The organism is Streptomyces qaidamensis (genome assembly GCF_001611795.1).
In the GTDB taxonomy this organism is placed as follows: Bacteria; Actinomycetota; Actinomycetes; order Streptomycetales; family Streptomycetaceae; genus Streptomyces; species Streptomyces qaidamensis.
Map to the genome: position 1 here is coordinate 1,260,811 of NZ_CP015098.1, position 19,580 is coordinate 1,280,390.

Here is a 19,580-nt window from a genome sequence, read left to right on the forward strand (position 1 = left end):
TGGTGTTGGGCCGTTGATATCCCAGGAGGCACGATGCGCATCTCGCGCAGCACGGCAGGAACCGCGTTCGTGGGCGGCGCGTTGGTCCTTACGCTGACCGCGCTCGCTTATCCCAGCATGCTGGGCGTGGAGAACGCGGCTTCCGGCCAGGACCGCATCATCGCCAACACCCAGTGGGGCCCGCTGACCGAGGCGGACCGCGACTTCGTGGTGCGCGTGCGTGCGGCCGGACTGTGGGAGTACCCGCTGGGACAGCTGATCAAGGAGCGGAGCACGTCGCCGGAGATGCAGGAGGTCGCCAAGCATCTGCTCGTCGGTCACGGCCGGCTCGACGCGGGCTGCCGCAAGGTCTCCACGGACCTGGGCATCACCCTGCCGAACGAGGCGTCGCCGCAGCAGCAGCAGTTCGTGGCGACGGCCGAAGGCAGCACGGGCAAGGAGTTCGAGTCCACGGCCGTGACGATCATGCGCGTCGCGCACGGGGGCATCTTCCCGACGATCGCCAAGATCCGGGCGACCACCCGGAACAGCCTCGTGCGGGAGCTCGCCGACACGACCAACGACACCGTGCTCGACCACATCACGGTCCTGGAGCAGACCGGCCTGATCAACCAGGAACAGGTCAGCTTCCAGATCACCGCCCCGCCCAAGCTGCCCCAGGAGCAGACCACACCGCCGCCGCCCCAGCAGGGTGCGCCGGTCCGCGTCCTGCCGGTCCCCGAGGAACTGAAGGACTTCCAGACGGTCGCCCCGAATCCGTCCTACGGGGCGCCGGCACCGTCTCCGTCGGCCGGCTGAGCCGGGTACGGCGTTCTCGGGGGTCGCGGTCCTTTCGCGGCCCCCGGTCCTATGAACGGCGGCGGGGCTTGCCGCGCCGGTCGTTCTTGGGGGCGCCGCGCCCGCTCTTCCCGGTGCGCTTCGCCCCGGCGGACTTCCCGGCCGCCGGCTTCCGTCGGGCGCCGCCCCGGTCCGCGTCCGCGGACTCGCCCCGCGCCGGGGGCTGCTGACGGCCCCGGGTGCTGTTGACCGTGCGGCCGCGGACGATGCCGATGAAGTCCTCGACCTGGTCCGTCTTGGCGTCCTCGGGCCAGGCCAGGGCCACGCTCGACTCGGGGGCGTCCTTGAGGGGCCGGTGGGTGAGGTCCTTGCGGTGGTGCAGTCGGGCGAGCGACAGCGGGACGACGAGGACGCCGATGCCCGCCGCGACCAGTTCGACGGCGTCGGCCGTGGTCGCAGGGCGTTCCAGGGCGGGCCTCCCGGGCAGGCTCTCCCAGTCGAGGACGTCGTCGAGGGGGTGCAGCACGATGTCGTCGGCCAGGTCCTCCAAAGCCACCTCGTCGACGGCGGTGACCAGGTGGTCCTTGGGCACCACGACGACGGTCTGCTCGGTGTAGAGGGGGATCGCGCTGAAGACCGAGCGGTCCACGGGTGTGCGGACGAGGCCCGCGTCGGCGTCCCCGCCCAGCAGCCGCTCGGCCACCGCCCCGGCCGGCACCTGCGTGAGGGTCAGCGGGACGCCGGGCTGCCGCTCGTTCCAGATGCGCACCCACTTGTCGGGCATCACCCCGGGAACGTAGGCGAGCCGGAACGAGGGGGTTGCATCCGAGCCTGTCACCTCGCCAGGTTACCGGCCGTGGTCAGGGGTCGTGCACATGCTCGTTACCCTGGAGTCCATGACGTCGCACCAGAACACCCAGACGATGAAGCCCGCGACCGCGGCGAAGAAGCTGGGTGTGTACCTCGAGGCCACCCCCGCCGACTTCCGGGAGGGTGTCGTCTCGCGCGCCGAGCTGAACGAGCTCCAGGCGAACCCGCCGCAGTGGCTGCAGGAGCTGCGGCGCAACGGCCCGCACCCCCGGCCGGTGGTCGCCGCGAAGCTCGGTGTCTCCATCGCGGGCCTCGCGCGCGCCGGCGTCACCGAGCCCCTCACCACCGAGCAGATCGAGGCGCTGAAGCAGGAAGGCCCCGAGTGGCTGGAGCGGGAGCGCACCACCCAGGCGGAGGTCCGCAAGGAAGCGGAACGGATCAAGAAGAAGAACGCCGAACGTCAGGCCTGACCTGAGGACCTCTCCTTTTCGGACGGCCCCCACCGGATGATCCGGTGGGGGCCGTCGCTGTTTCCTCGGTGTTCCCGGGCGTCGTGTGGTGTCGGTGAAATCTTTCGGCCATGTCTTGACATGGCGCTGAAGCGATCCGTAGCTTGGCCGATCATTTAGATTCGTGAAGCGGGTTCACGAATATGAACGGAGAACCATCCATGCGGGATCGCCGACGCTGTATCGCCATGCGGCTCCGCCGCGTACACCGCCTGGCTGCCACACTCACCGTCTCGGGGCTCCTGTTCGGAACGGCCGCCTGCGGCTCCGGTTCCGGCAGCGCCCGGGCCGGTGACCCGAACACCCTGGAGGTGTGGACCCGGAGCGATCCGGAATCCGCCCAGACCTACGACCGCGTGTTCGCCGCCTTCACGAAGAAGACCGGCATCAAGGTCGACCACCAGCCGGTCATGAACTTCGACCAGCAGTTGCAGAGCCGCGCGTCCGTCAAGGACCTGCCGGACGTCATGATCAACGACACGGCCCTGATGGGCAGCTACCAGGCCCAGGGCCTGCTCAAGCCGATCACCCCGGCCTCGATATCCGGACACGACGAGATCACCGCCAAGTCCTGGTCGTCCACCGTCGGCCTCGACGGCAAGCACTACGGCATCCCGTACTCCCGCCAGGCCATGACGCTGTTCGTCCGCAAGGACTGGCGCGAGAAGCTCGGCCTGCCGCAGCCGAAGACCTGGCAGGACACCCTCGCCCTCGCCAAGGCCTTCGCCGGCCGCGACCCCGACGGGGACGGAAAGAAGAACACGTACGGCATGGTCGTCCCGGGCAGCGCCCAGAACGGCTACGTCGCCTGGTGGGGTGCCAGCTATCTGTGGCAGGGCGGTGTGCAGATCCTCCGGAAGGAGGGGTCGGGTTACCGGCCCGCCATGGACTCGGCGGCGGCCCTGCGCACCGTCACCTGGATGAAGAAGAACCTCTTCTGCGGCGACAACGGTGTCATCCAGCCCAGCGCCCTGACCTCCGTCACCGCGAACACCACCAACTTCCAGGACGGCAACGCCGGGATGTACCTCACCGGCCCGTACAACATCTCCACCTTCGACAAGGCGCTCGGCAAGGACAAGTACGAGGTGCTGCCGGCCCCCTCGGGCCCGGCCGGCAACAACGACGTGCTGGCCGACGGCGAGAACATCTACTTCGGCGCCAGGACCGGCAAGGCGAAACAGGAGCAGACGCTCGCCGCGTTCCTCGTCTCCCCCGAGGGCCAGGAACTCGCCATGACCGGCGACCACCAGCCCGTCGTACGCATCCCGGTCAACTCCACGCTCGACGCGGCGAAGGTGCGCGACGACCCCCGCTGGAGCGTGGTGCAGAAGGCGTACGAGACGGCCTCCGTGCAGTTCCCCAACGCGCCGAACTTCGCCCCGATCAAGCAGGACACCGCCGACGCGCTCAACGCGATCTTCACCTACTGCGGCAGCGACGTCAGCTCCGGCCTGAAGGAACTCAACGACACCCTCGCCGGTGACCTCAAGGACCAGGACCTGTTGAAATGACCGCGACCGTGACGACACCCGGGCCGCGCAGAGCCCGGTTCATCAGCAAGAAGGCCGTACTGCCCTGGCTGTTCCTCGCCCCGGGGCTGCTGCTGGCCCTCGTCTTCAAGTTCCTGCCGATGGGCAAGGGCGTCTGGCTCAGCTTCTTCGAGGTGCGGCCCTTCCTCGGGGACCAGTGGGTCGGCCTCGACAACTACACGCGGGTCCTGACCGACCACCGCTTCCAGGACGCCATCGGCCACACGCTGGTCCTCGGTGTCGGCATGTCCCTCGGCGGGATCCTCGTCGGCTCCGCGCTGGCGCTGCTGCTGGAGGGCCAGGCCCGCTCGCTGAAGATCATCCGAACCGCCGTGTTCCTGCCCGTCGTCACCGCCACCGCGGTGGTCGGCGAGATGTGGCGGTTGATGTACTACCCGACCTCCGACGGCCTGATCAACAGCGGTCTGGGGCTGCTCGGACTCGGGCCCGTGCCCTACCTGGACAATCCCGACACCGCGCTGTGGGCGACGATGGCCATGGGCATCTGGATGCTCGCCCCGTACAACATGGTGATCATCCTCGCCGGGCTGGCGGGCGTGGACCGGTCGCTGTACGAGGCCGCCGCGATGGACGGCGTCTCGTTGTGGCAGCGGCTGCGGCACATCACGCTGCCGGCGATCCGGCCCGCCCTCGGCATCGTCCTCACCCTCGCCGCCATCCGCGGACTGCGCGTCTTCACCGAGGTGTACGTCCTCACCGGCGGCGGTCCGGCCGGCTCCACCGACGTCTGGATGACCCGCGCCTACACCCTCGGCTTCACCCGTAACGACATCGGCGGCGCCTCGGCCGCCTCCGTGGTCCTGCTCTGCGTGACGCTGCTGCTCACCGTCACGGTCAACTACCTCCGCAAGAGGGGAGACGTGAGATGAGCGCCCCCGCCATCGACCCCGTCCGGACCCCGGTGACCGCCTCCCCCACGCGGACATCCGCCGGGAAGCGGCGCACCACCCCCGCCCGTTTCGACACCGCCCTCGGCTGGAGCGACCGGTCGGGCCCCGCCTGGGCCCTGCGCGTCCTGCTCTGCCTGCTCGCCCTGGGCGTCTTCGCGGCGCCGTTCCTGACGATCTTCTCCGGTTCCTTCAGCGAGAAGGCCAGCGGTTCGACCCTGTCGTTCCTCCCGCACCACCCGACCCTGCTGAACTTCCGGGTGGCGGGCGAGCGCGGCATCTGGGACTACTTCGGCAACTCCCTGGTCATCGCGGGCGGCGGACTGCTGCTCCAGCTCGCCGTCTGCACGCTGGCCGCGTACGCGCTGGCCCGGCACAAGTTCCGCGGGCAGGCGCTGATCCTGACCCTGTTCATGCTGACGATGATGCTCCCGGAGGAGGTCATCGCCATCCCGCTGTCCCTGGTCCTCGGGCATGTGCCCGTGGTCGGCGTCGACCTGAAGGGCACCGTCTGGGGCGTGATCCTGCCCCTCGGTGCCTGGGGGTTCTCCGTGATGCTGCTGACGGAGTTCATGAAGGACATCCCCACCGAGATCGAGGAGGCCGCCCGCATCGACGGCGTGGGCGAGCTGCGGATGCTGTGGCAGGTCGTCCTGCCGCTGTGCAAGCCCGCGCTCGGTGTCGCCGGGGTGCTCGGCTTCATCATGATCTGGGACCAGTACCTGCTGCCCCTGATCGCCGCCAAGGACCCCACCGACTACACGGTCACCGTCGCCCTGTCCATCCTGCGCACCGACCCCGAGGTCGGCTCCGGGGTGGTGCTGGCCGGTGCGGTCATCGCGCTCGTCCCCAGCCTGATCGTCTATCTGCTCCTCCAGCGCTCGCTGGTCACCGGCATCGCCGCCGGTGCCACCAAGGGCTGACAACCCCCCACGTATGAGGGAGACATGAAGTTCCACGGAGTGCTGTTCTTCCCGGTCACGCCGTTCGCGGCGGACGGTTCACTGGACGAGGAACGGCTGGCCCAGCACATCGAGTCGGGGGTCGCCGCGGGTGCGGGAGGTGTGTTCGTCGCCTGCGGCACCGGTGAGTTCCACGCGCTGTCGCCCGAGGAGATCGAGCGGGCCACCCGGGTCGCCGTCACGACCACGGCCGGACGGGTGCCGGTGCTCGCGGCGGCCGGCGGCCCCACACCGGTCGCACGGGACCAGGCCGCACGGGTCGAACGCGCCGGGGCCGACGGCATCCTACTGCTGCCGCCCTACCTCGTCAGCGCCCCGCAGCAGGGCCTCGTGCGGTACGTCGAGGAGGTCATCGCGGCCACGGACCTGCCCGTCGTCTTCTACCAGCGGGGCACCGCACGGCTCACCGCGGAGACGGCCGCCGAGATCGCCGCCCTGCCCGGGGTCGTCGGCCTCAAGGACGGCATCGGGGACATCGAGCGGATGCACCGCATCGTCCGCGCGGTGCGTGCCGTGCCCGGCACGGAGGACTTCCAGTTCTTCAACGGCCTGCCCACCGCCGAGATGACCGCGCCCGCCTACCAAGGCGTCGGCGTGGAGCTGTACTCCTCCGCCGTGTTCGCGTTCGCCCCGGAGATCGCCCTGGCCTTCCACCGGGCGCTCGCCGCCGACGACGACGCCCTGGTCTCCCGGCTCCTCGACGAGTTCTACGGCCCGCTGGTCGCCCTGCGCGACGAAGTCCCCGGGTACGCCGTGTCGCTCGTCAAGGCGGGAGTGACCCTGCGCGGCCTGGACGTCGGCGGCGTGCGGGCGCCGCTGCTCGACCCCACGCCGGAGCACATCACCCGGCTCGCGAAACTCCTCGACCACGGACTGGAGGTGGTCGCCGCATGAGCTCCACGCGCATCCGCGAGCTGATCGTCACCCCGATCGCCTTCGGCGACCCGCCGCTGCTCAACGCCAACGGCGTGCACGAGCCGCTCGCCCTGCGGGTCATCCTCCAACTGGTGCTGGAGGACGGCACGGTGGGACTCGGCGAGTCCACGGGCGGCACAGTCCGCCTGGAGCGGTTGCAGGCAGCCGCGAAGGTGGTGGTCGGCATGGACGTGTTCGACAGCACCGCCGTCACCGCCGCGATCGACGCGGCCCTGCTGCCGACCGTGCCGAGCTCCCACGAGCGCGGCTGGACCACCTCGGCGGTCGAGGTGGCCTGCCTGGACGCGCAGGGCAAGCTGCTCGGCCGTCCGGTCAGCGACCTGCTCGGCGGCAAGGTCAGGGACGCGGTGCCGTTCGCCGCGTACCTCTTCTACAAGTGGGCCGAGCACCCCGCGCTCGACGGCCGCGCGGCGATCGGCGACGACTGGGGCGAAGCCCTCGACCCGGCCGGGATCGTCGAGCAGGCCCGGTTGATGCAGGAGCGCTACGGCTTCCGGTCGTTCAAGCTCAAGGGCGGTGTCTTCCCGCCCGACGAGGAGATCGCCGCGATGCGGGCCCTGGCGAAGGCCTTCCCCGGGCAGCCGCTGCGGCTGGACCCGAACGTGGCCTGGACGGTCGGGACGTCGAAGTACGTCGCCCGTGAACTCGACGGTGTCCTGGAGTACTTGGAGGACCCCACCAAGAGCATCGAGGGCATGGCGGAGGTGGCGGAGGACTCCCCCATGCCGCTCGCGACCAACATGTGCGTGATCGCCTGGGAGCATCTGAAACCGGCCGTGGAGCACCATGCGATCCAGGTGCTGCTCACCGACCACCACTACTGGGGCGGGCTGCGCCGCACCCGTGAACTGGCCGCCGTGTGCGAGGCGTTCGGGCTCGCTCTGTCGATGCACTCCAATTCGCACCTGGGCATCAGCCTCGCCGCGATGACCCATGTCGCCGCGGCCATCCCCAACCTCGACCACTCCTGCGACACGCATTACCCCTGGAACTCGGCGGACGACGTGATCGTCCCCGGCGTGCTGGAGCTGCGCGACGGCGAGGTCAGGGTGCCCACCGGGCCGGGGCTGGGTGTCGAACTCGACCACGACCGGCTGGAGCGCCTGCACCGGCGGTACGTCGACTCCGGGATGCGCAGCAGGGACGACACCGGCTACATGCGGCGGTTCCAGCCGGAGTACGAGCTGAAGCTCCCCCGCTGGTGAGTGCCGTGCGCCCCGACCCCGGTGGGAGGGGCGCACCCGCGCACTAGGACTTGGGCACCTTCAGCCGCTCTCAGGTGAGCTTGCCGGGGATGCCGTCGGCGTCCTGGCCGGAGAAACCCTGCTTCTGCTGCCACAGGTGTCCGATCACGCATCCCGTCCATGGTGAAGCCGCGCGGGACGACCGTGCCCGGCAGCCACTCCTTGTGCCCGATGACGGAACGCTCGGGCCGGTCGTGGTGGCGGCAGATCGCCGCGGACACCCGCTCGATGGCCTCCTTCTGCACGCCGGCGAAGCACGAAGTTGATCGCGGCCTTACGGGACTGCACCTACGGGGGCCCCTTTCGACCGGGACATGCCCGACCCAAACGCCAGACCACGCCACCCCTTCCGGGCCGTAGAAATATCTACGAGCATGGCTACGGCCGGGCGGCTCGCGGAACCCGCGGGGCACCGGCCCGTGTCCAGTGCGCGCCCGACCGCGGCGCCGCCGACTGTGCTGGGGTGGCCATGCAGAGCGTCATGTGGAAGCAAGCCGTCGAGTGGCTCGCCGCGGCAGCCACCGACCCCCAGGAGTGCAAGCGGGAGTGGGACTACGGCGCGGGAACGGTGCTCGTGGAGGCCGGGCGGTACTGGGACGTGCTCAGCGTCCCCGACCGGCTCGGCCTCCTCGCGCTGGACATCCTGTGGCGCGACCCGCTGAAGGTGCCCGGCCCCACCCTGGTGGACTGCGCGGCCCGCAGAGTGGGTTTCTTCCTGCCGCCCGACCCGGTCAGCGAATGGATCGGCTTCGGCGTGCGGCACGTCGGCCGGGGCTCCTGGGTCGCCGTGCCGCCGCCGTACCGGCCCGCCGGCCGCCTGGAGTGGCTCGTCCCGCCGGACGGAACCGGCGCGCTGCACACCCCGGGCACTCTCGAATCGGCCCTGCGGGAGGCCAGCGGAACCCTCGCGGTGCTGGCGCCGGTCAGCGCGGAGCCGGCGGTGCCGGACGGCTGGTGAGACGGGCTCCGGCAGAGAACCCCGCCGTCCCCGGGTGGCGGCCGGAGGCAGTGCGGGTGCCACCGGGGGCGGCCCCTGCCGGGTTCCGGCCGGCAGCGGGGTGAGGAGCCGCGGGGACGACCGGGCCCATGTGCCGGCCGGCGGTCCACGAGGTGACGGCGGTCCAGGTCTCGCTCTCGGCCGGTGCGGCGAAGGAGACCCACTGGCCGTCGCGGTGCTCCGGAACCGTGTGGCCGCGCGCCTCCCACTCGGCGACCAGGGCCGCGTAGATCGGCGGATGTCCCGTGTATCCGGCGGTGAGTTCGGCGTACGAGCGGGGCGCGGCGTCGTTCCCGGAAAGGCGCCGCGCCGTCTCCGTGCTGTCCATGCCTGGGGAACGCGGCGTCGCCCACCGGTGGCACGCGGGCCGGACCCCGTCCGTCGGGTCGAGTGAACCCGTCACCCTTACGGCGGCACGCGGGCACCGGACAAACATCCAGTCAGGCGGTCGCCCGTTCAGAACAGCTGACCTGGGTCCGGCGGAATTCTCGACCGGGGCGGGCGCATCCGGTAACACTGGCCTCGCGCCGAGAATCCGGTACGACGGCAGGGAGAGGCCATGTCACAGCGCCCTGACCTCAAGCAGCGCAGGGCCGTGCTGGAGCACGAGTGGTCCCGCTGGGTGCCTCGGCTGAGCGTCCCGGGCGCGCGCCCCGGCGGCACCGCCGCACTGCGCCACGAGGTGACGGAGTCCTGGGCGCGTTCGCTGGGCAGTGTGGACCCGGGCCGGGACAGCGCCCCGGTCACCGACGGCGGCCAGGTGCACCAGCGCTGGACGTCCTCACCGCTGTACCGGCCGGTCTCCGCCCTCGCCGGGGAGCTGCACAGCATCGCCGAGGACGCCGGGTTCGTCACCGCGGTCACCGACGAGGCCGGCACCATCCTGTGGACCTGCGGCGGCCCGACCATGCGCCGCCGGGCCGAGCGGGTCAACTTCGCGCCGGGCGGCCGCTGGGACGAGCAGGCCATGGGCACCAACGCGCTCTCCCTCGCCCTGCACACCGGCCGCCCCAGCTCCGTCTTCTCGGCCGAGCATCTGGTGTCGGCCCTGCACGGCTGGGTCTGCTACTGCGCACCCGTGCACGGTCGGGACGGCCGCGTCCTCGGCGTACTGGACCTGTCCACGACCTGGGACCGCTCGCACCCCCTGGCCATGTCCACCGTCCGCACGCTGGTGTCGACGATCGAGGCCCGCCTGACCCCGGAGATGCCCCGCCCGGGCCGGCTGCGGCTCACGTGCCTGGGCTCCGAACAGGCCGTGCACGAGGGGCGGCCACTCCCCCTGCGCCCCCGCCAGCTGGAGATCCTCACCCTCCTCGCCCTCGAACCCGAGGGCTTCTCGCCGGAACGGCTGCGGGCGGCCCTGTACGGCGACCGGCCGGTCACGTCCTCCACCTTCAAGGCGGAGATCTCCCACCTGCGCCGGGCCCTGGGCGGTGCGATTTCCCCCCGCCACTACGCCCTCACCGCCCCGGTGTCCTGCGACGCCGCCGACGTCCTGCGCGCGCTGGAACAGGGCGACACGGACACCGCGCTGCGCCGCTGGGGCGGCCCGCTCCTGCCCCGCTCCGAGGCCCCCGGCATCGAGGAGTGGCGCACGCGCCTCGAAGTGGCGGTACGCGAGGCCGTGCTGGCGAGCACCCGGCCGGAGCACGCCCTGTGCTACGGCGAACGGGCCCCGTACGACACCGAGGTCCATGAGCACGCGCTGCGGCTGCTCGGCCCGGAGGACACGCGCCGGGCGATCGCGAGGGGCCGGCTGACGGCGTCCCTGCGCGACTGACGTCCGCGTCCCCGCGGCACCAACCTTGCGCCAACCTCCCGGGAGCACAGTGAGGGACGTCGCAACCGTCCCGCACCGCCCTTCACCGAGGAGAGCCGCCATGGTGTACGCGCAGCCAGGAACCGAAGGCAGCATCGTCACCTTCGCCCGCCGCTACGACAACTTCATCGACGGCGACTGGACCGCGCCCGTCGAGGGCCGCTACTTCGAGAACCGGACGCCCGTGACCGGCAAGGTCTTCTGTGAGGTGGCCCGTTCCACGGCGGCCGACGTCGACCTCGCCCTGGACGCCGCGCACCGGGCGGCCGACCAGTGGGGCCGCACGTCCACGACGGAACGCGCGAACATCCTCAACAGGATCGCGGACCGCATCGAGCAGAACCTGGAGCAGATCGCGGTCGCCGAGACGTGGGAGAACGGCAAGCCGGTCCGCGAGACCCTGGCCGCCGACATCCCGCTGGCCGTGGACCACTTCCGGTACTTCGCCGGAGTCGTCCGCGCCCAGGAGGGCAGCATCGCGGAGATCGACGCCGACACGGTCGCGTACCACTTCCACGAGCCGCTGGGCGTGGTCGGGCAGATCATCCCGTGGAACTTCCCGATCCTCATGGCCACTTGGAAGCTCGCCCCGGCCGTGGCCGCGGGCAACTGCGTCGTCATCAAACCGGCCGAGCAGACCCCGGCCAGCCTGCTCTACGTCATCGACCTGATCGCCGACCTGCTCCCGCCGGGCGTGGTCAACGTCGTCAACGGCTTCGGCGTGGAGGCGGGCAAGCCGCTGGCGTCGAGCCCGCGCGTGGCGAAGGTGGCGTTCACGGGTGAGACGACCACCGGCCGCCTGATCATGCAGTACGCGAGCGAGAACATCATCCCCGTCACCCTGGAACTGGGCGGCAAGAGCCCCAACATCTTCCTGCCCGACGTCATGGCGGCCGACGACGACTTCCTGGACAAGGCGGTCGAGGGCTTCGTGATGTTCGCCCTCAACCAGGGCGAGGTCTGCACCTGCCCGTCCCGCGCGCTCATCCCCTCGTCGATCTACGACGACTTCATGGCCCGCTGCGTCGAACGCACCAGGGCCATCGTCGGCGGCGACCCGCTGGACCCTGCGACCATGATCGGCGCACAGGCGAGCAACGACCAGTACGAGAAGATCCTCTCCTACCTCGACATCGGCAGGAAGGAGGGCGCGGAGGTCGTCACGGGCGGCAACCCGCGCGCGGTGCCCGGTCTGGAGGGCGGCTACTACATCGAGCCGACCATCTTCCGCGGCACCAACGACATGCGGATCTTCCAGGAGGAGATCTTCGGGCCGGTCGTCTCGGTCACGACGTACGACTCGGTCGACGAGGCCCTGAAGATCGCCAACGACACGCTGTACGGCCTCGGGGCGGGCGTCTGGACCCGCGACGGCAACACGGCCTACCGCCTGGGCCGCGAGATCAAGGCGGGCCGGGTGTGGACCAACTGCTACCACGCGTACCCGGCGCACGCGGCGTTCGGCGGCTACAAGAAGTCGGGGATGGGACGCGAGACGCACAAGATGATGCTGGACCACTACCAGCAGACGAAAAACGTTCTTTGTTCATACAGCCCCAAGAAACTTGGGTTCTTCTAGAGCCTCAGCTGGGTGCCTGGAGAGAGCTTTGCCCATCCAGGCACCCACAGCCCGCAGCCACTGTCCCGTCTGGATCCGCGAGCTCCGGGTCGGCGCCGAAGGCCCAGCAGGATGGCCGTGGTGTGCACGGTCAGCGGGCGCCCGCTCTGCAACGTGCTGTCTCCCTCGACGTCAGTGGCGTGCGTCAAGAGGTTGAGTTGCCCTGTACCTCATTGGGATCTGTACCGGCGGCCGGCAGACGCGCCGAGGTCTCGGCATGCTCGTGCTCCACTGCAAAATGGGCCGGCGTCCAGTAGTCGCTCACCAGGCCGTTCAACCCGCCCCACCCATGTCCGCCAACGGGCTTTTACACCGTGCGCACTGCCAGTTGAGATGACGTCTTAGTGAGCGTTTGATACGCCTATTGGGCGGTTCATAGTGATTGTCAGCGACCCGGCGTGAGTGCCGAACCAAGCGATCCGCCGGAAATGCGGCTTCTGCGGCAATCGGCAGACCAGTTATGCGCCGGGTTCCTTAACAAAGCTCCTGTCTCATTCAAAAACCTACCGGTTCACCCGAGATCGAGAACGCACGCCCCGATGCACCCAACGCCCCCGCCCACGCCCTGCTCAGACCGGCCGCCACCGCATACCCAGGCATCATGCAGCCCTCACGGCCCTACCCCAGCGACCTGTCCGACGCCCGCTGGGAACTCATCCGCCCCACCCTCGAAGCCTGGCGCCAAGCCCGCAACGGCATCCGCAAACCCACCCACGACCTGCGCGCCCTGATGAACGCCATCCTCTACGTCGACCGCACCGGCATCCCCTGGCGCTACCTGCCCCACGACTTCCCACCCCACCAAACCGTCTACGGCTACTTCGCCCACTGGGAAGCCGACGGCATCTTCGACCAGCTCACCGGCCTCTTACGCGGCAAAATCCGCCAGGCCGAAGGCCGCACCAACGAGCCCAACGCCTGCCTGATCGACAGCCAGAGCATCAAAACCTCCGCCACCGTCCCCTCACCAGCCAAGGCATCGACCCCGCCAAGAAAATCATCGGACGCAAACGGCACATCGTCACCGACACGCTCGGCCTCCTACTGGCCGTCGCCGTCACCGCCGCCAGCGTCCACGACTCCGCCGCCGGCACCCAACTCCTGACCAAAGTCCGCGAGCGCCACCCCACCATCACCAAAGCCTGGGCCGACAACGGCTACAAAACCAAAGCCATCGAACACGCCGCCCACCTCGGCATCGACCTCGAAATCGTCCAACGCGACCCCACCACCCGCGGCTTCCACGTCCAGCCCCGCCGCTGGGTCATCGAACGCACCCTCGGCTGGCTCATGCACCACCGCCGCCTGGCCCGCGACTACGAAACCCACCCCCACCGATCAGCCGCCATGATCCAACTGGCCGCCATCAACCTCATGACCCGCCGCCTCACCCACGAAGCCACCCCCAACTGGCGCGACAGCTAAGCCAAATAAAACAGACAACCGAGAACCAAACGCTCACTTAGGACGGCTCAGATCTCCTGGGGCTTGTAGGAGCTGGGGTCGCGCAGGATGACGCGGCGCAGCAGGTCGACGGTTTTGGTGACGCCCTCGACGGGGGCCACAAGAACGTCCTCGTGCTCGATGCTCAGGACGTCGTCGTAGCCGGCTCGGCGCAGGGCGAGGCAGAAGGCGCGCCAGAACGCGTCGTCGTGGCCGTAGCCGAGGGTGACGTAGTTCCAGGAGCGTTCCTCGGCGGCCATGACCGGCAGCGTCTCCAGCCTGCTGGTCAGGGCCTGGCGGGAGGGTTCCAGCCGGGTGTCCTTGGCGTGTACGTGGTAGATCGCCTCGCCCAGGGCCTCGATCGCGGCGAGCGGGTCGGCGCCCATCCACATCAGGTGACTGGGGTCGAAGTTGGCCCCGACCACGGGCCCGACCTCCTCCCGCAGGCGCAGGAGAGTGGGGACGTTGTAGACCGCCTGGTGGGCGTGCATCTCCAGAGCGAGCTTGGGTACACCCCGGTCACGGGAGTGGGCGACGAGGTCTCGCCAGTAGGGGAGTATGACCTCGGTCCATTGCCAGTCGAGGATCTGTGTGGTCTCCGGCGGCCAGGAGACCGTGATCCAGTTGGGGTTGGCGTCGCCCGGCCCGCCCGGCAGCCCGGACATCATCACCACGCGGTCGACGCCGAGGAGCGGGGCGAGAGCGATCGTCCTGCGCGCGACCTGGTCGTGCTCGCGGCCGCTGGGCCCGGGGTGCAGGGGATTGCCTGAGCAGGTGAGGGCGCTGATCGTGAGCCCTCGGTCGGCGAGCTTGGCCAGCAGTTCGCGACGCGCGCCGTCGCTGTCGAGAAGCCGGTCGATGTCGATGTGCGGGGCGGTGGACCAGGCTCCGGTGGCGAACTCCACGTGTTCCAAGCCGAGTTCGGCGGCCAGGTCCAGGGTCTCGTCGAGCGTGAGCTGCCCGACGCTGTCGGTGTTCAGACCGATTTTCATGATGCGTCCCGTCTGCGGTGTGGTCGGCGGGGAGGGGTCGTTCCCGCTGGTTCGGTGTGCCGGCGGTGGGGTCAGATGTAGAGGGCTGGGCGGTCGGCGAGTTCCACCTCGACGCGGCGGCCCTCGGTCTGGGCGCGGATGCCCGCCTCGCAGACCGCGGCCACGGCGTAGCCGTCCCAGGCGCTGGGGCCGGTGACCTCGCCGCGCCGGGTGGCGTCGATCCATGCCTGGACCTCGCGGTCGTACGCTTCCTCGAACCGCTCGACGAAGCCGGGGGTGACCGTGCCGCCCCAGCGTCCGCCGGTGCTGACGAGCATGTCGTGCCGGTCGCCGATGCGGGCGGTGCCGTGCTCGCACACCGCCTCGGCCTGGACCTGGTAGCCGTAGCGGGCGTTGACGTAGATCTCGACGTCGACCAGGGAGCCGCCGTCGGTTTCGAAGACGACGAACTGCGGATCGGCCAGCCCTTCGGGCGCGTTGCCGGAGGGCCGCGGCCGCAGCACCGTGACGGACGTGATCTCCTGGCCGAGCAGCCAGCGGGTGATGTCCATCTCGTGGGTCACGGAGTCGTTGATGAGCATGGCGCTGGTGAAGTCCGGCGGGCAGGACGGGTTGCGGTGCCGGTTGTGCAGCATCAGCGGCCGGCCCAGCTCCCCGCTGTCCAGCAGCGCTTTGAGCTTGATGTACTCGTGGTCGTAACGGCGCATGAAGCCCACCTGCACCCGGCGGTGCCCGAGCCGCTGCTCGGCCTCCAGCACGCGCAGGGCGGAGGCGGCGTCGGGGGTGAGGGGCTTCTCGCACAGGACGGGCAGGTCGTGCTCGAACGCGGTGAGCAGTGCCGCCTCGTGTGCGATGCCCGGGGAGGCGAGCAGCACCGCGTCGACGTCGGGCGAGGCCATCGCTTCGGCGACGTCGCCGTAGGCCGCGCATCCTTCGACGTCGGCGGCGACCGTCTTGGCGCGGTCGGTGTCGACGTCGACGACGGCGGCCACATGGGCGCCGCTGGTCACCTCGCTGATCCGGCGTACGTGATCGGCTCCCATGCGGCCGGCGCCGATCACGGCGACTCCGAGGGAGGTGCGGTAGGTCATGTGGTTCCTTGACTGAAGGGTGGGCGATGGCGGTGACGGTCACCAGAGGGCCGGCCGAACCCACAGGGGCCCGGCCTTGACCCGGGTCGTACGCGTCACCGTGTTCCCTTGGCCGCGAACGTGGCGACGGCGGCGACATTGGACTTGTCGACGAAGGCCGGGCCGGTCAGCACGGGCGCCACGCCACCGCCGCTGTAGTTGCCGTTGTTCTTGTAGAGCCAGAGGGAGTCGACCGCCAGGTAGCCCTGCAGGTAGGGCTGCTGGTCGACGGCGATCTGGATGCTGCCGCCCTGGATCGCCTTCACGAGCTCCTTGTTGAGGTCGAAGGTGGCGACCTTGGCCTTGCTGCCGCTGTCGGACACCGCCTGAGTGGCGGTCAGCGCGACCGGGGCGGCGAGGGTGACGACGTAGTCGATGGAGGGGTCCTGCTTGAGCTTGGCGGTCATGGTCGACTTCACGGACGGCGTGTCGGCGCCGTTGACGAACAGGTTTTCCGTCGTGCCCGAGAACCCCTTCTTCACGCCCGCGCAGCGCGCTTCGAGGGCGACCTGGCCCTGTTCCTGAATGACACAGGCGACCTTCTTGGCACCGAGGGAACTCAGCTTCTTCCCGATCGCCTCGCCCGCGACGGTCTCGTCCTGGCCGAAGTACTGGAGCAGGCCCTGCTTCTTCCAGTCGTCCACACCGGAGTTGAAGCCGACCACGGGTATACCGGCCCGCACTGCCTTGGCCACTGTTTCCTTCATGGCATCGGGCTTGGCGAGGGTGACGGCGATGCCGTCGACCTTCTGGTCGATCGCGTTCTGCACCAGGTTGGCCTGGTTGCCCCCGCTCGGGTCGGCGGAGTAGATCAGCTTGACGTTGTCCTTGGCGGCCGCGGCCTGGGCGCCCTTGCGGATGGTGTCCCAGAACGTGTCACCGGGGACGGCGTGGGTGATCATCGCGATGGTCATACGGGGCGTGGTGGCCTTGCCGGCGGAGACGCCACCGGCGCTCTCCTCCGACTTCTTGCCGCCCGAGCTGCTGGAGCAGCCGGCGAGTGCCAGGACTGTACTGGCGGCCACGGCCACCAGGATGGTGAATCTGCGGGAGCGGGAGCGGGAGGGAAGCGAGCGGTTCATTTCGGCACCTCACTGTGCTGACTTGCGGGAAGGGGTGATCCACCGGTGGGACGCAACGCATCCCGTTGTGGGTCGGGCGGGGAGCTGTTGGGTGGCCTGCTGTGCGGCTCGGGGTGGGATCAGAGGGTGAACGCGGCGCGGAACCGCTCCATGGCGGTGCCACTGTCGCCGGAGGGCCATGCCTCCAGGGCGACCGTGCCGTCGTAGCCGAGGTCGGTGAGGGCGCGGGCGACGGCCGGATAGCTGATCTCTCCGGTGCCGGGTTCGCAGCGGCCGGGCACGTCGGCGACCTGGATTTCTCCGATCAGGCCGGCGCCGTGCGCGCGGCGGATCAGTTCGATGAGGTTTCCCTCGCCGATCTGGGCGTGGTACAGGTCCAGATTCATCCGCAGACCGGGCCGATCGACTGCCGCGACCAGGGCGTAGGTGTTGGCGGCCCGCGCGAACGGGACGCCGGGGTGGTCGACGGCGGTGTTGAGGTTCTCCAAGGTGAAGGTGACGCCCGCGCCTTCGCCCAGTTCGGCCAGGCGGGTGAGCGTGCGGTGGGCGGTGATCCACATGTCGCCGGTGGCCTCGCCGGTCACCGGCACCACGGGCAGGCCCTCGCTGTCCAGGCCGGTGCCGTGCAGGTTGAGCCGGGGGCAGCCGAGATGCTCGGCGGCCTTGACCGACTCCTCGGCTGTGCGCAGGAGTTCGGCTGCGCCGTCCGGGTCGGTCAGGGCGCCGCGGATGTAGCCGGTCATCGAGGAGAACTCGGCGGGGGTCTGGGCCAGTGCGTCCAGGTCGTGCCGGGTCCAGTCCCAGATCTCCACCTGGAAGCCGGCCTCGTGGATGCGCCGGGCCCGCTCATCGACCGGCAGGTCGCGGTAGACCATCTCGGCACAGACCGCCAACGTGTACATCGCAGCTCCAGACTTATAACGTTCTAAGAGAACAGGAGCAGTACGCCAGGCGCCGGGCAGCCTGTCAAGGGTTTGTGCGGACATTTGATTTATAACGTTGTAACAACGTTGACCAGTGCGTGTCCTGCTGGGCTCGGTCTACGATCACCTCGGAGAAGACCCTCGATCAGGAAGGCCGACGGTGCCATCGCGCTCTGCCGTCCCGGACGGAAAGCGGCCGACGCTCAGCGACCTCGCGGCGCGGGCAGGTGTCTCCGTGCCACTTGCCTCCATGGTCATGCGCGGTGCCAAGGGGCCCAGCGCGGCAAGTCGCGAGCGGGTACTGCGGGCCGCGCAGGAGATCGGCTACCGGCCGGACAGCAGGGCCCGCCTCCTGCGCAGCAGCCGCTCGCACCTGGTGGGAGTGCAGTTCGACCTGCGACAGCCCTTCCACGCCGACATGGTTGAGGCGCTCTACGCCGCGGCGGGGGCGGCCGGCTATCAGATCGCGCTCAGCGCCGTCGCCGCGAGCCGCAGCGAACAGGAGGCGGTGGAGACGCTGCTCGACGACCGCTGCGAGGCGTTGATCCTGCTCAGCCCCCATGCCCCGGTGGCCCGGCTGGCAGAACTCGCGGCGCAGCTTCCCGTCGTCTCCGTGGCCCGCCGGCTGCGTCCGCTCACCGACGGCGTCGACGTCGTCCGCGCGGCCGACGACGAGGGCGCCCGCCAGGCGGTCGACCACCTCGTGGCACTGGGCCACCACGACATCGTCCACATCGACGGGGGCAGGGCGCCGGGCGCGGCCGACCGGCGCCGCGGCTACAAGTCGGCCATGAAGGACCACGGCCTCACCGACCGCGTCCGCCTCGTGCCGGGCGGGCTGACCGAGGACCACGGCGCGGCAGCCGCACGAACACTCCTCGCCGAGGCTGCCCGCCCCACCGCCGTCCTCGCCTTCAACGACCACTGCGCCATCGGCGTCCTCGACACCTTCCTGCGCGCCCGTATCCCTGTGCCCGACGAGATCTCGGTCGTCGGCTTCGACGACAGCCACCTCGCCCGCCTCGCCCACGTCCAGCTCACCACGGTCGGGCAAGAAGCCCGCCAGCTGGCGCGCCGGGCCGTGAGCCGGGCCGTCGCCCGGCTGGAGGGTGAGGCGGCGGACGACGAACGAGAAGTCGTCGTCACACCACACCTCGTCATACGAAGCACCACCAGGGCACCTTGCCGCTCCTGACCCGCGCTGCTCCAGTCCCGGCCCGATCTGGTCGAAGTTCCACCGCGGCCCCAAAGGACCACTTGCGGCTGTCCGCCGAGGAACCCGCCTCCATCCGGGAGGCTACGTCCACTGCCGCGGCCGGAGCTGCCAGGGTCTCGACGAGTTCCTCCCGGGCGATCAACTCCGCATCGCCGAGAACGAACTGATCGCCCCAGCCCCTCCCTCAATGACACCGAGACCATGCCTGAACAGCGGAAACGGCGAGCAGGCCCGCCGCGAGTATCGCCGGCAGACGAGATCCCGCCCGACCCGCCAACTCCTTCACCACAGCCTTGGCTTACCTGGCCAGACGGGCCGTGCGTCGCTGGTGACGCTCAAACGCTCCGGGCATCTGCTCGCGTAAGGGCCGCCGGCAGCCGCGCGTGGGACGCACCAAGCGCCGCACCCGCACACGGACGTCGAGGACGGCTGCCCGTCCGCCGCCTCTGATCGAGGGCGTCGCGCCGCTCGGGGCGGTTGAGCAGCAGCCACCGGACGGTGCCGCGTTGCTTCGAGCGGAACCTGGTCGGTCTGCTGACCGATAGATCTTCACTGCGGCGTATGCCGAGGGGCAGGCGCCCGTGGGAGGTCATCGCCTCCGCCGCAGGAGGCCTGCCGCCCCTCGACCGAGCCGGCATGGCTACTTCGGCGCCCTTGCCCACCGGAGCAACGGATCGGC

17 protein-coding genes and 3 pseudogenes are annotated in these 19,580 nt (G+C 70.0%); 12 read left to right on the plus strand and 8 right to left on the minus strand.

What is annotated here, in order from left to right; all coding sequences use genetic code 11:
- Positions 1 to 33: 33 nt before the first annotated feature.
- Entirely contained in the window at positions 34 to 798 is a 765-nt protein-coding gene (locus tag A4E84_RS05290; RefSeq protein ID WP_062925420.1) for a DUF4142 domain-containing protein, read from the plus strand.
- Between the two features lie 49 nt (positions 799 to 847).
- On the opposite strand, the gene A4E84_RS05295 is transcribed toward A4E84_RS05290, so the two are convergent.
- A complete protein-coding gene (locus A4E84_RS05295; protein ID WP_107308272.1) occupies positions 848 to 1,615 on the minus strand; it encodes a LysR family transcriptional regulator substrate-binding protein in 768 nt (255 codons plus the stop codon).
- 58 nt (positions 1,616 to 1,673) lie between these two features.
- Here A4E84_RS05295 and A4E84_RS05300 point away from each other — a divergent pair, with 58 nt between their 5' ends.
- The 7 genes from A4E84_RS05300 (at position 1,674) to A4E84_RS05330 (ending at position 8,636) form a co-directional block, all read left to right on the plus strand.
- Entirely contained in the window at positions 1,674 to 2,057 is a 384-nt protein-coding gene (locus tag A4E84_RS05300) for a DUF5997 family protein (protein ID WP_229856869.1), read from the plus strand.
- A 200-nt stretch (positions 2,058 to 2,257) separates the two neighbouring features.
- Positions 2,258 to 3,610 carry a sugar ABC transporter substrate-binding protein gene (locus tag A4E84_RS05305; protein WP_062925423.1) on the plus strand — a complete coding sequence of 451 codons (1,353 nt, stop codon included), beginning with the start codon at positions 2,258 to 2,260 and terminating at the stop codon, positions 3,608 to 3,610.
- Complete coding sequence (locus A4E84_RS05310) at positions 3,607 to 4,518, plus strand: carbohydrate ABC transporter permease (RefSeq protein WP_062925424.1); 912 nt, start codon at positions 3,607 to 3,609, stop codon at positions 4,516 to 4,518. The genes A4E84_RS05305 and A4E84_RS05310 overlap by 4 nt, the downstream gene beginning before the upstream one ends.
- Complete coding sequence (locus tag A4E84_RS05315; protein ID WP_062925425.1) at positions 4,515 to 5,459, plus strand: carbohydrate ABC transporter permease; 945 nt, start codon at positions 4,515 to 4,517, stop codon at positions 5,457 to 5,459. The genes A4E84_RS05310 and A4E84_RS05315 overlap by 4 nt, the downstream gene beginning before the upstream one ends.
- A gap of 24 nt (positions 5,460 to 5,483) precedes the next feature.
- Positions 5,484 to 6,392, plus strand: coding sequence for a 5-dehydro-4-deoxyglucarate dehydratase (locus A4E84_RS05320; protein WP_062925426.1), 909 nt, complete (start codon positions 5,484 to 5,486; stop codon positions 6,390 to 6,392).
- Positions 6,389 to 7,639 carry a glucarate dehydratase family protein gene (locus tag A4E84_RS05325; RefSeq protein WP_062925427.1) on the plus strand — a complete coding sequence of 417 codons (1,251 nt, stop codon included), beginning with the start codon at positions 6,389 to 6,391 and terminating at the stop codon, positions 7,637 to 7,639. The genes A4E84_RS05320 and A4E84_RS05325 overlap by 4 nt, the downstream gene beginning before the upstream one ends.
- Before the next feature lie 508 nt (positions 7,640 to 8,147).
- Positions 8,148 to 8,636: a hypothetical protein gene (locus A4E84_RS05330; RefSeq protein WP_062925428.1), complete on the plus strand. Its 489-nt coding sequence runs from the start codon at positions 8,148 to 8,150 to the stop codon at positions 8,634 to 8,636.
- On the opposite strand, the gene A4E84_RS05335 is transcribed toward A4E84_RS05330, so the two are convergent.
- The gene (locus A4E84_RS05335; protein WP_062925429.1) at positions 8,602 to 9,003 is read right to left on the minus strand and encodes a hypothetical protein; all 402 of its coding nucleotides are present in this window, start codon (positions 9,001 to 9,003) and stop codon (positions 8,602 to 8,604) included. The two genes, A4E84_RS05330 and A4E84_RS05335, sit on opposite strands and share 35 nt — an antisense overlap.
- Before the next feature lie 231 nt (positions 9,004 to 9,234).
- Here A4E84_RS05335 and A4E84_RS05340 point away from each other — a divergent pair, with 231 nt between their 5' ends.
- Together A4E84_RS05340 and adh are read left to right on the plus strand one after the other, a co-directional pair.
- On the plus strand, positions 9,235 to 10,458 hold the full coding sequence (locus A4E84_RS05340; RefSeq protein ID WP_062925430.1) for a helix-turn-helix domain-containing protein: 1,224 nt from the start codon (positions 9,235 to 9,237) through the stop codon (positions 10,456 to 10,458).
- A 100-nt stretch (positions 10,459 to 10,558) separates the two neighbouring features.
- Complete coding sequence (gene adh, locus A4E84_RS05345; protein WP_062925431.1) at positions 10,559 to 12,076, plus strand: aldehyde dehydrogenase; 1,518 nt, start codon at positions 10,559 to 10,561, stop codon at positions 12,074 to 12,076.
- 64 nt (positions 12,077 to 12,140) lie between these two features.
- Here adh and A4E84_RS44340 read toward each other — a convergent pair.
- Positions 12,141 to 12,380: pseudogene (locus A4E84_RS44340) on the minus strand (ankyrin repeat domain-containing protein); the annotation flags it as partial.
- Between the two features lie 336 nt (positions 12,381 to 12,716).
- Here A4E84_RS44340 and A4E84_RS05350 point away from each other — a divergent pair.
- Positions 12,717 to 13,540 (plus strand): annotated as a pseudogene (locus A4E84_RS05350) (IS5 family transposase).
- A 47-nt stretch (positions 13,541 to 13,587) separates the two neighbouring features.
- On the opposite strand, the gene A4E84_RS05355 reads toward A4E84_RS05350, so the two are convergent.
- The 4 genes from A4E84_RS05355 to A4E84_RS05370 all read right to left on the minus strand — a co-directional run bounded on the left by A4E84_RS05355 (position 13,588) and on the right by A4E84_RS05370 (position 17,664).
- On the minus strand, positions 13,588 to 14,550 hold the full coding sequence (locus tag A4E84_RS05355) for a sugar phosphate isomerase/epimerase family protein (protein WP_062925432.1): 963 nt from the start codon (positions 14,548 to 14,550) through the stop codon (positions 13,588 to 13,590).
- A gap of 71 nt (positions 14,551 to 14,621) precedes the next feature.
- The gene (locus A4E84_RS05360) at positions 14,622 to 15,641 is read right to left on the minus strand and encodes a Gfo/Idh/MocA family protein (protein ID WP_062925433.1); all 1,020 of its coding nucleotides are present in this window, start codon (positions 15,639 to 15,641) and stop codon (positions 14,622 to 14,624) included.
- 95 nt (positions 15,642 to 15,736) lie between these two features.
- Entirely contained in the window at positions 15,737 to 16,762 is a 1,026-nt protein-coding gene (locus A4E84_RS05365; protein ID WP_062925434.1) for a sugar ABC transporter substrate-binding protein, read from the minus strand.
- A 119-nt stretch (positions 16,763 to 16,881) separates the two neighbouring features.
- A complete protein-coding gene (locus A4E84_RS05370) occupies positions 16,882 to 17,664 on the minus strand; it encodes a TIM barrel protein (RefSeq protein ID WP_062925435.1) in 783 nt (260 codons plus the stop codon).
- A 181-nt stretch (positions 17,665 to 17,845) separates the two neighbouring features.
- Here A4E84_RS05370 and A4E84_RS05375 point away from each other — a divergent pair, with 181 nt between their 5' ends.
- Positions 17,846 to 18,880 carry a LacI family DNA-binding transcriptional regulator gene (locus A4E84_RS05375; RefSeq protein WP_062925436.1) on the plus strand — a complete coding sequence of 345 codons (1,035 nt, stop codon included), beginning with the start codon at positions 17,846 to 17,848 and terminating at the stop codon, positions 18,878 to 18,880.
- Between the two features lie 214 nt (positions 18,881 to 19,094).
- Here A4E84_RS05375 and A4E84_RS43340 read toward each other — a convergent pair.
- Positions 19,095 to 19,340, minus strand: a pseudogene (locus A4E84_RS43340) (ISL3 family transposase); the annotation flags it as partial.
- Positions 19,341 to 19,580: the final 240 nt, after the last annotated feature.

Bases quoted from the DNA above. Each gene is read 5' to 3' on its own strand.
- A4E84_RS05290 (WP_062925420.1), top strand. From the start codon at position 34: ATGCGCATCTCGCGCAGCACGGCAGGAACCGCGTTCGTGGGCGGCGCG.
- A4E84_RS05300 (WP_229856869.1), top strand. From the start codon at position 1,674: ATGACGTCGCACCAGAACACCCAGACGATGAAGCCCGCGACCGCGGCG.
- A4E84_RS05305 (WP_062925423.1), top strand. From the start codon at position 2,258: ATGCGGGATCGCCGACGCTGTATCGCCATGCGGCTCCGCCGCGTACAC.
- A4E84_RS05310 (WP_062925424.1), top strand. From the start codon at position 3,607: ATGACCGCGACCGTGACGACACCCGGGCCGCGCAGAGCCCGGTTCATC.
- A4E84_RS05315 (WP_062925425.1), top strand. From the start codon at position 4,515: ATGAGCGCCCCCGCCATCGACCCCGTCCGGACCCCGGTGACCGCCTCC.
- A4E84_RS05320 (WP_062925426.1), top strand. From the start codon at position 5,484: ATGAAGTTCCACGGAGTGCTGTTCTTCCCGGTCACGCCGTTCGCGGCG.
- A4E84_RS05325 (WP_062925427.1), top strand. From the start codon at position 6,389: ATGAGCTCCACGCGCATCCGCGAGCTGATCGTCACCCCGATCGCCTTC.
- A4E84_RS05330 (WP_062925428.1), top strand. From the start codon at position 8,148: ATGCAGAGCGTCATGTGGAAGCAAGCCGTCGAGTGGCTCGCCGCGGCA.
- A4E84_RS05335 (WP_062925429.1), bottom strand. From the start codon at position 9,003: ATGGACAGCACGGAGACGGCGCGGCGCCTTTCCGGGAACGACGCCGCG.
- A4E84_RS05340 (WP_062925430.1), top strand. From the start codon at position 9,235: ATGTCACAGCGCCCTGACCTCAAGCAGCGCAGGGCCGTGCTGGAGCAC.
- adh (WP_062925431.1), top strand. From the start codon at position 10,559: ATGGTGTACGCGCAGCCAGGAACCGAAGGCAGCATCGTCACCTTCGCC.
- A4E84_RS05355 (WP_062925432.1), bottom strand. From the start codon at position 14,550: ATGAAAATCGGTCTGAACACCGACAGCGTCGGGCAGCTCACGCTCGAC.
- A4E84_RS05360 (WP_062925433.1), bottom strand. From the start codon at position 15,641: ATGACCTACCGCACCTCCCTCGGAGTCGCCGTGATCGGCGCCGGCCGC.
- A4E84_RS05365 (WP_062925434.1), bottom strand. From the start codon at position 16,762: ATGAACCGCTCGCTTCCCTCCCGCTCCCGCTCCCGCAGATTCACCATC.
- A4E84_RS05370 (WP_062925435.1), bottom strand. From the start codon at position 17,664: ATGTACACGTTGGCGGTCTGTGCCGAGATGGTCTACCGCGACCTGCCG.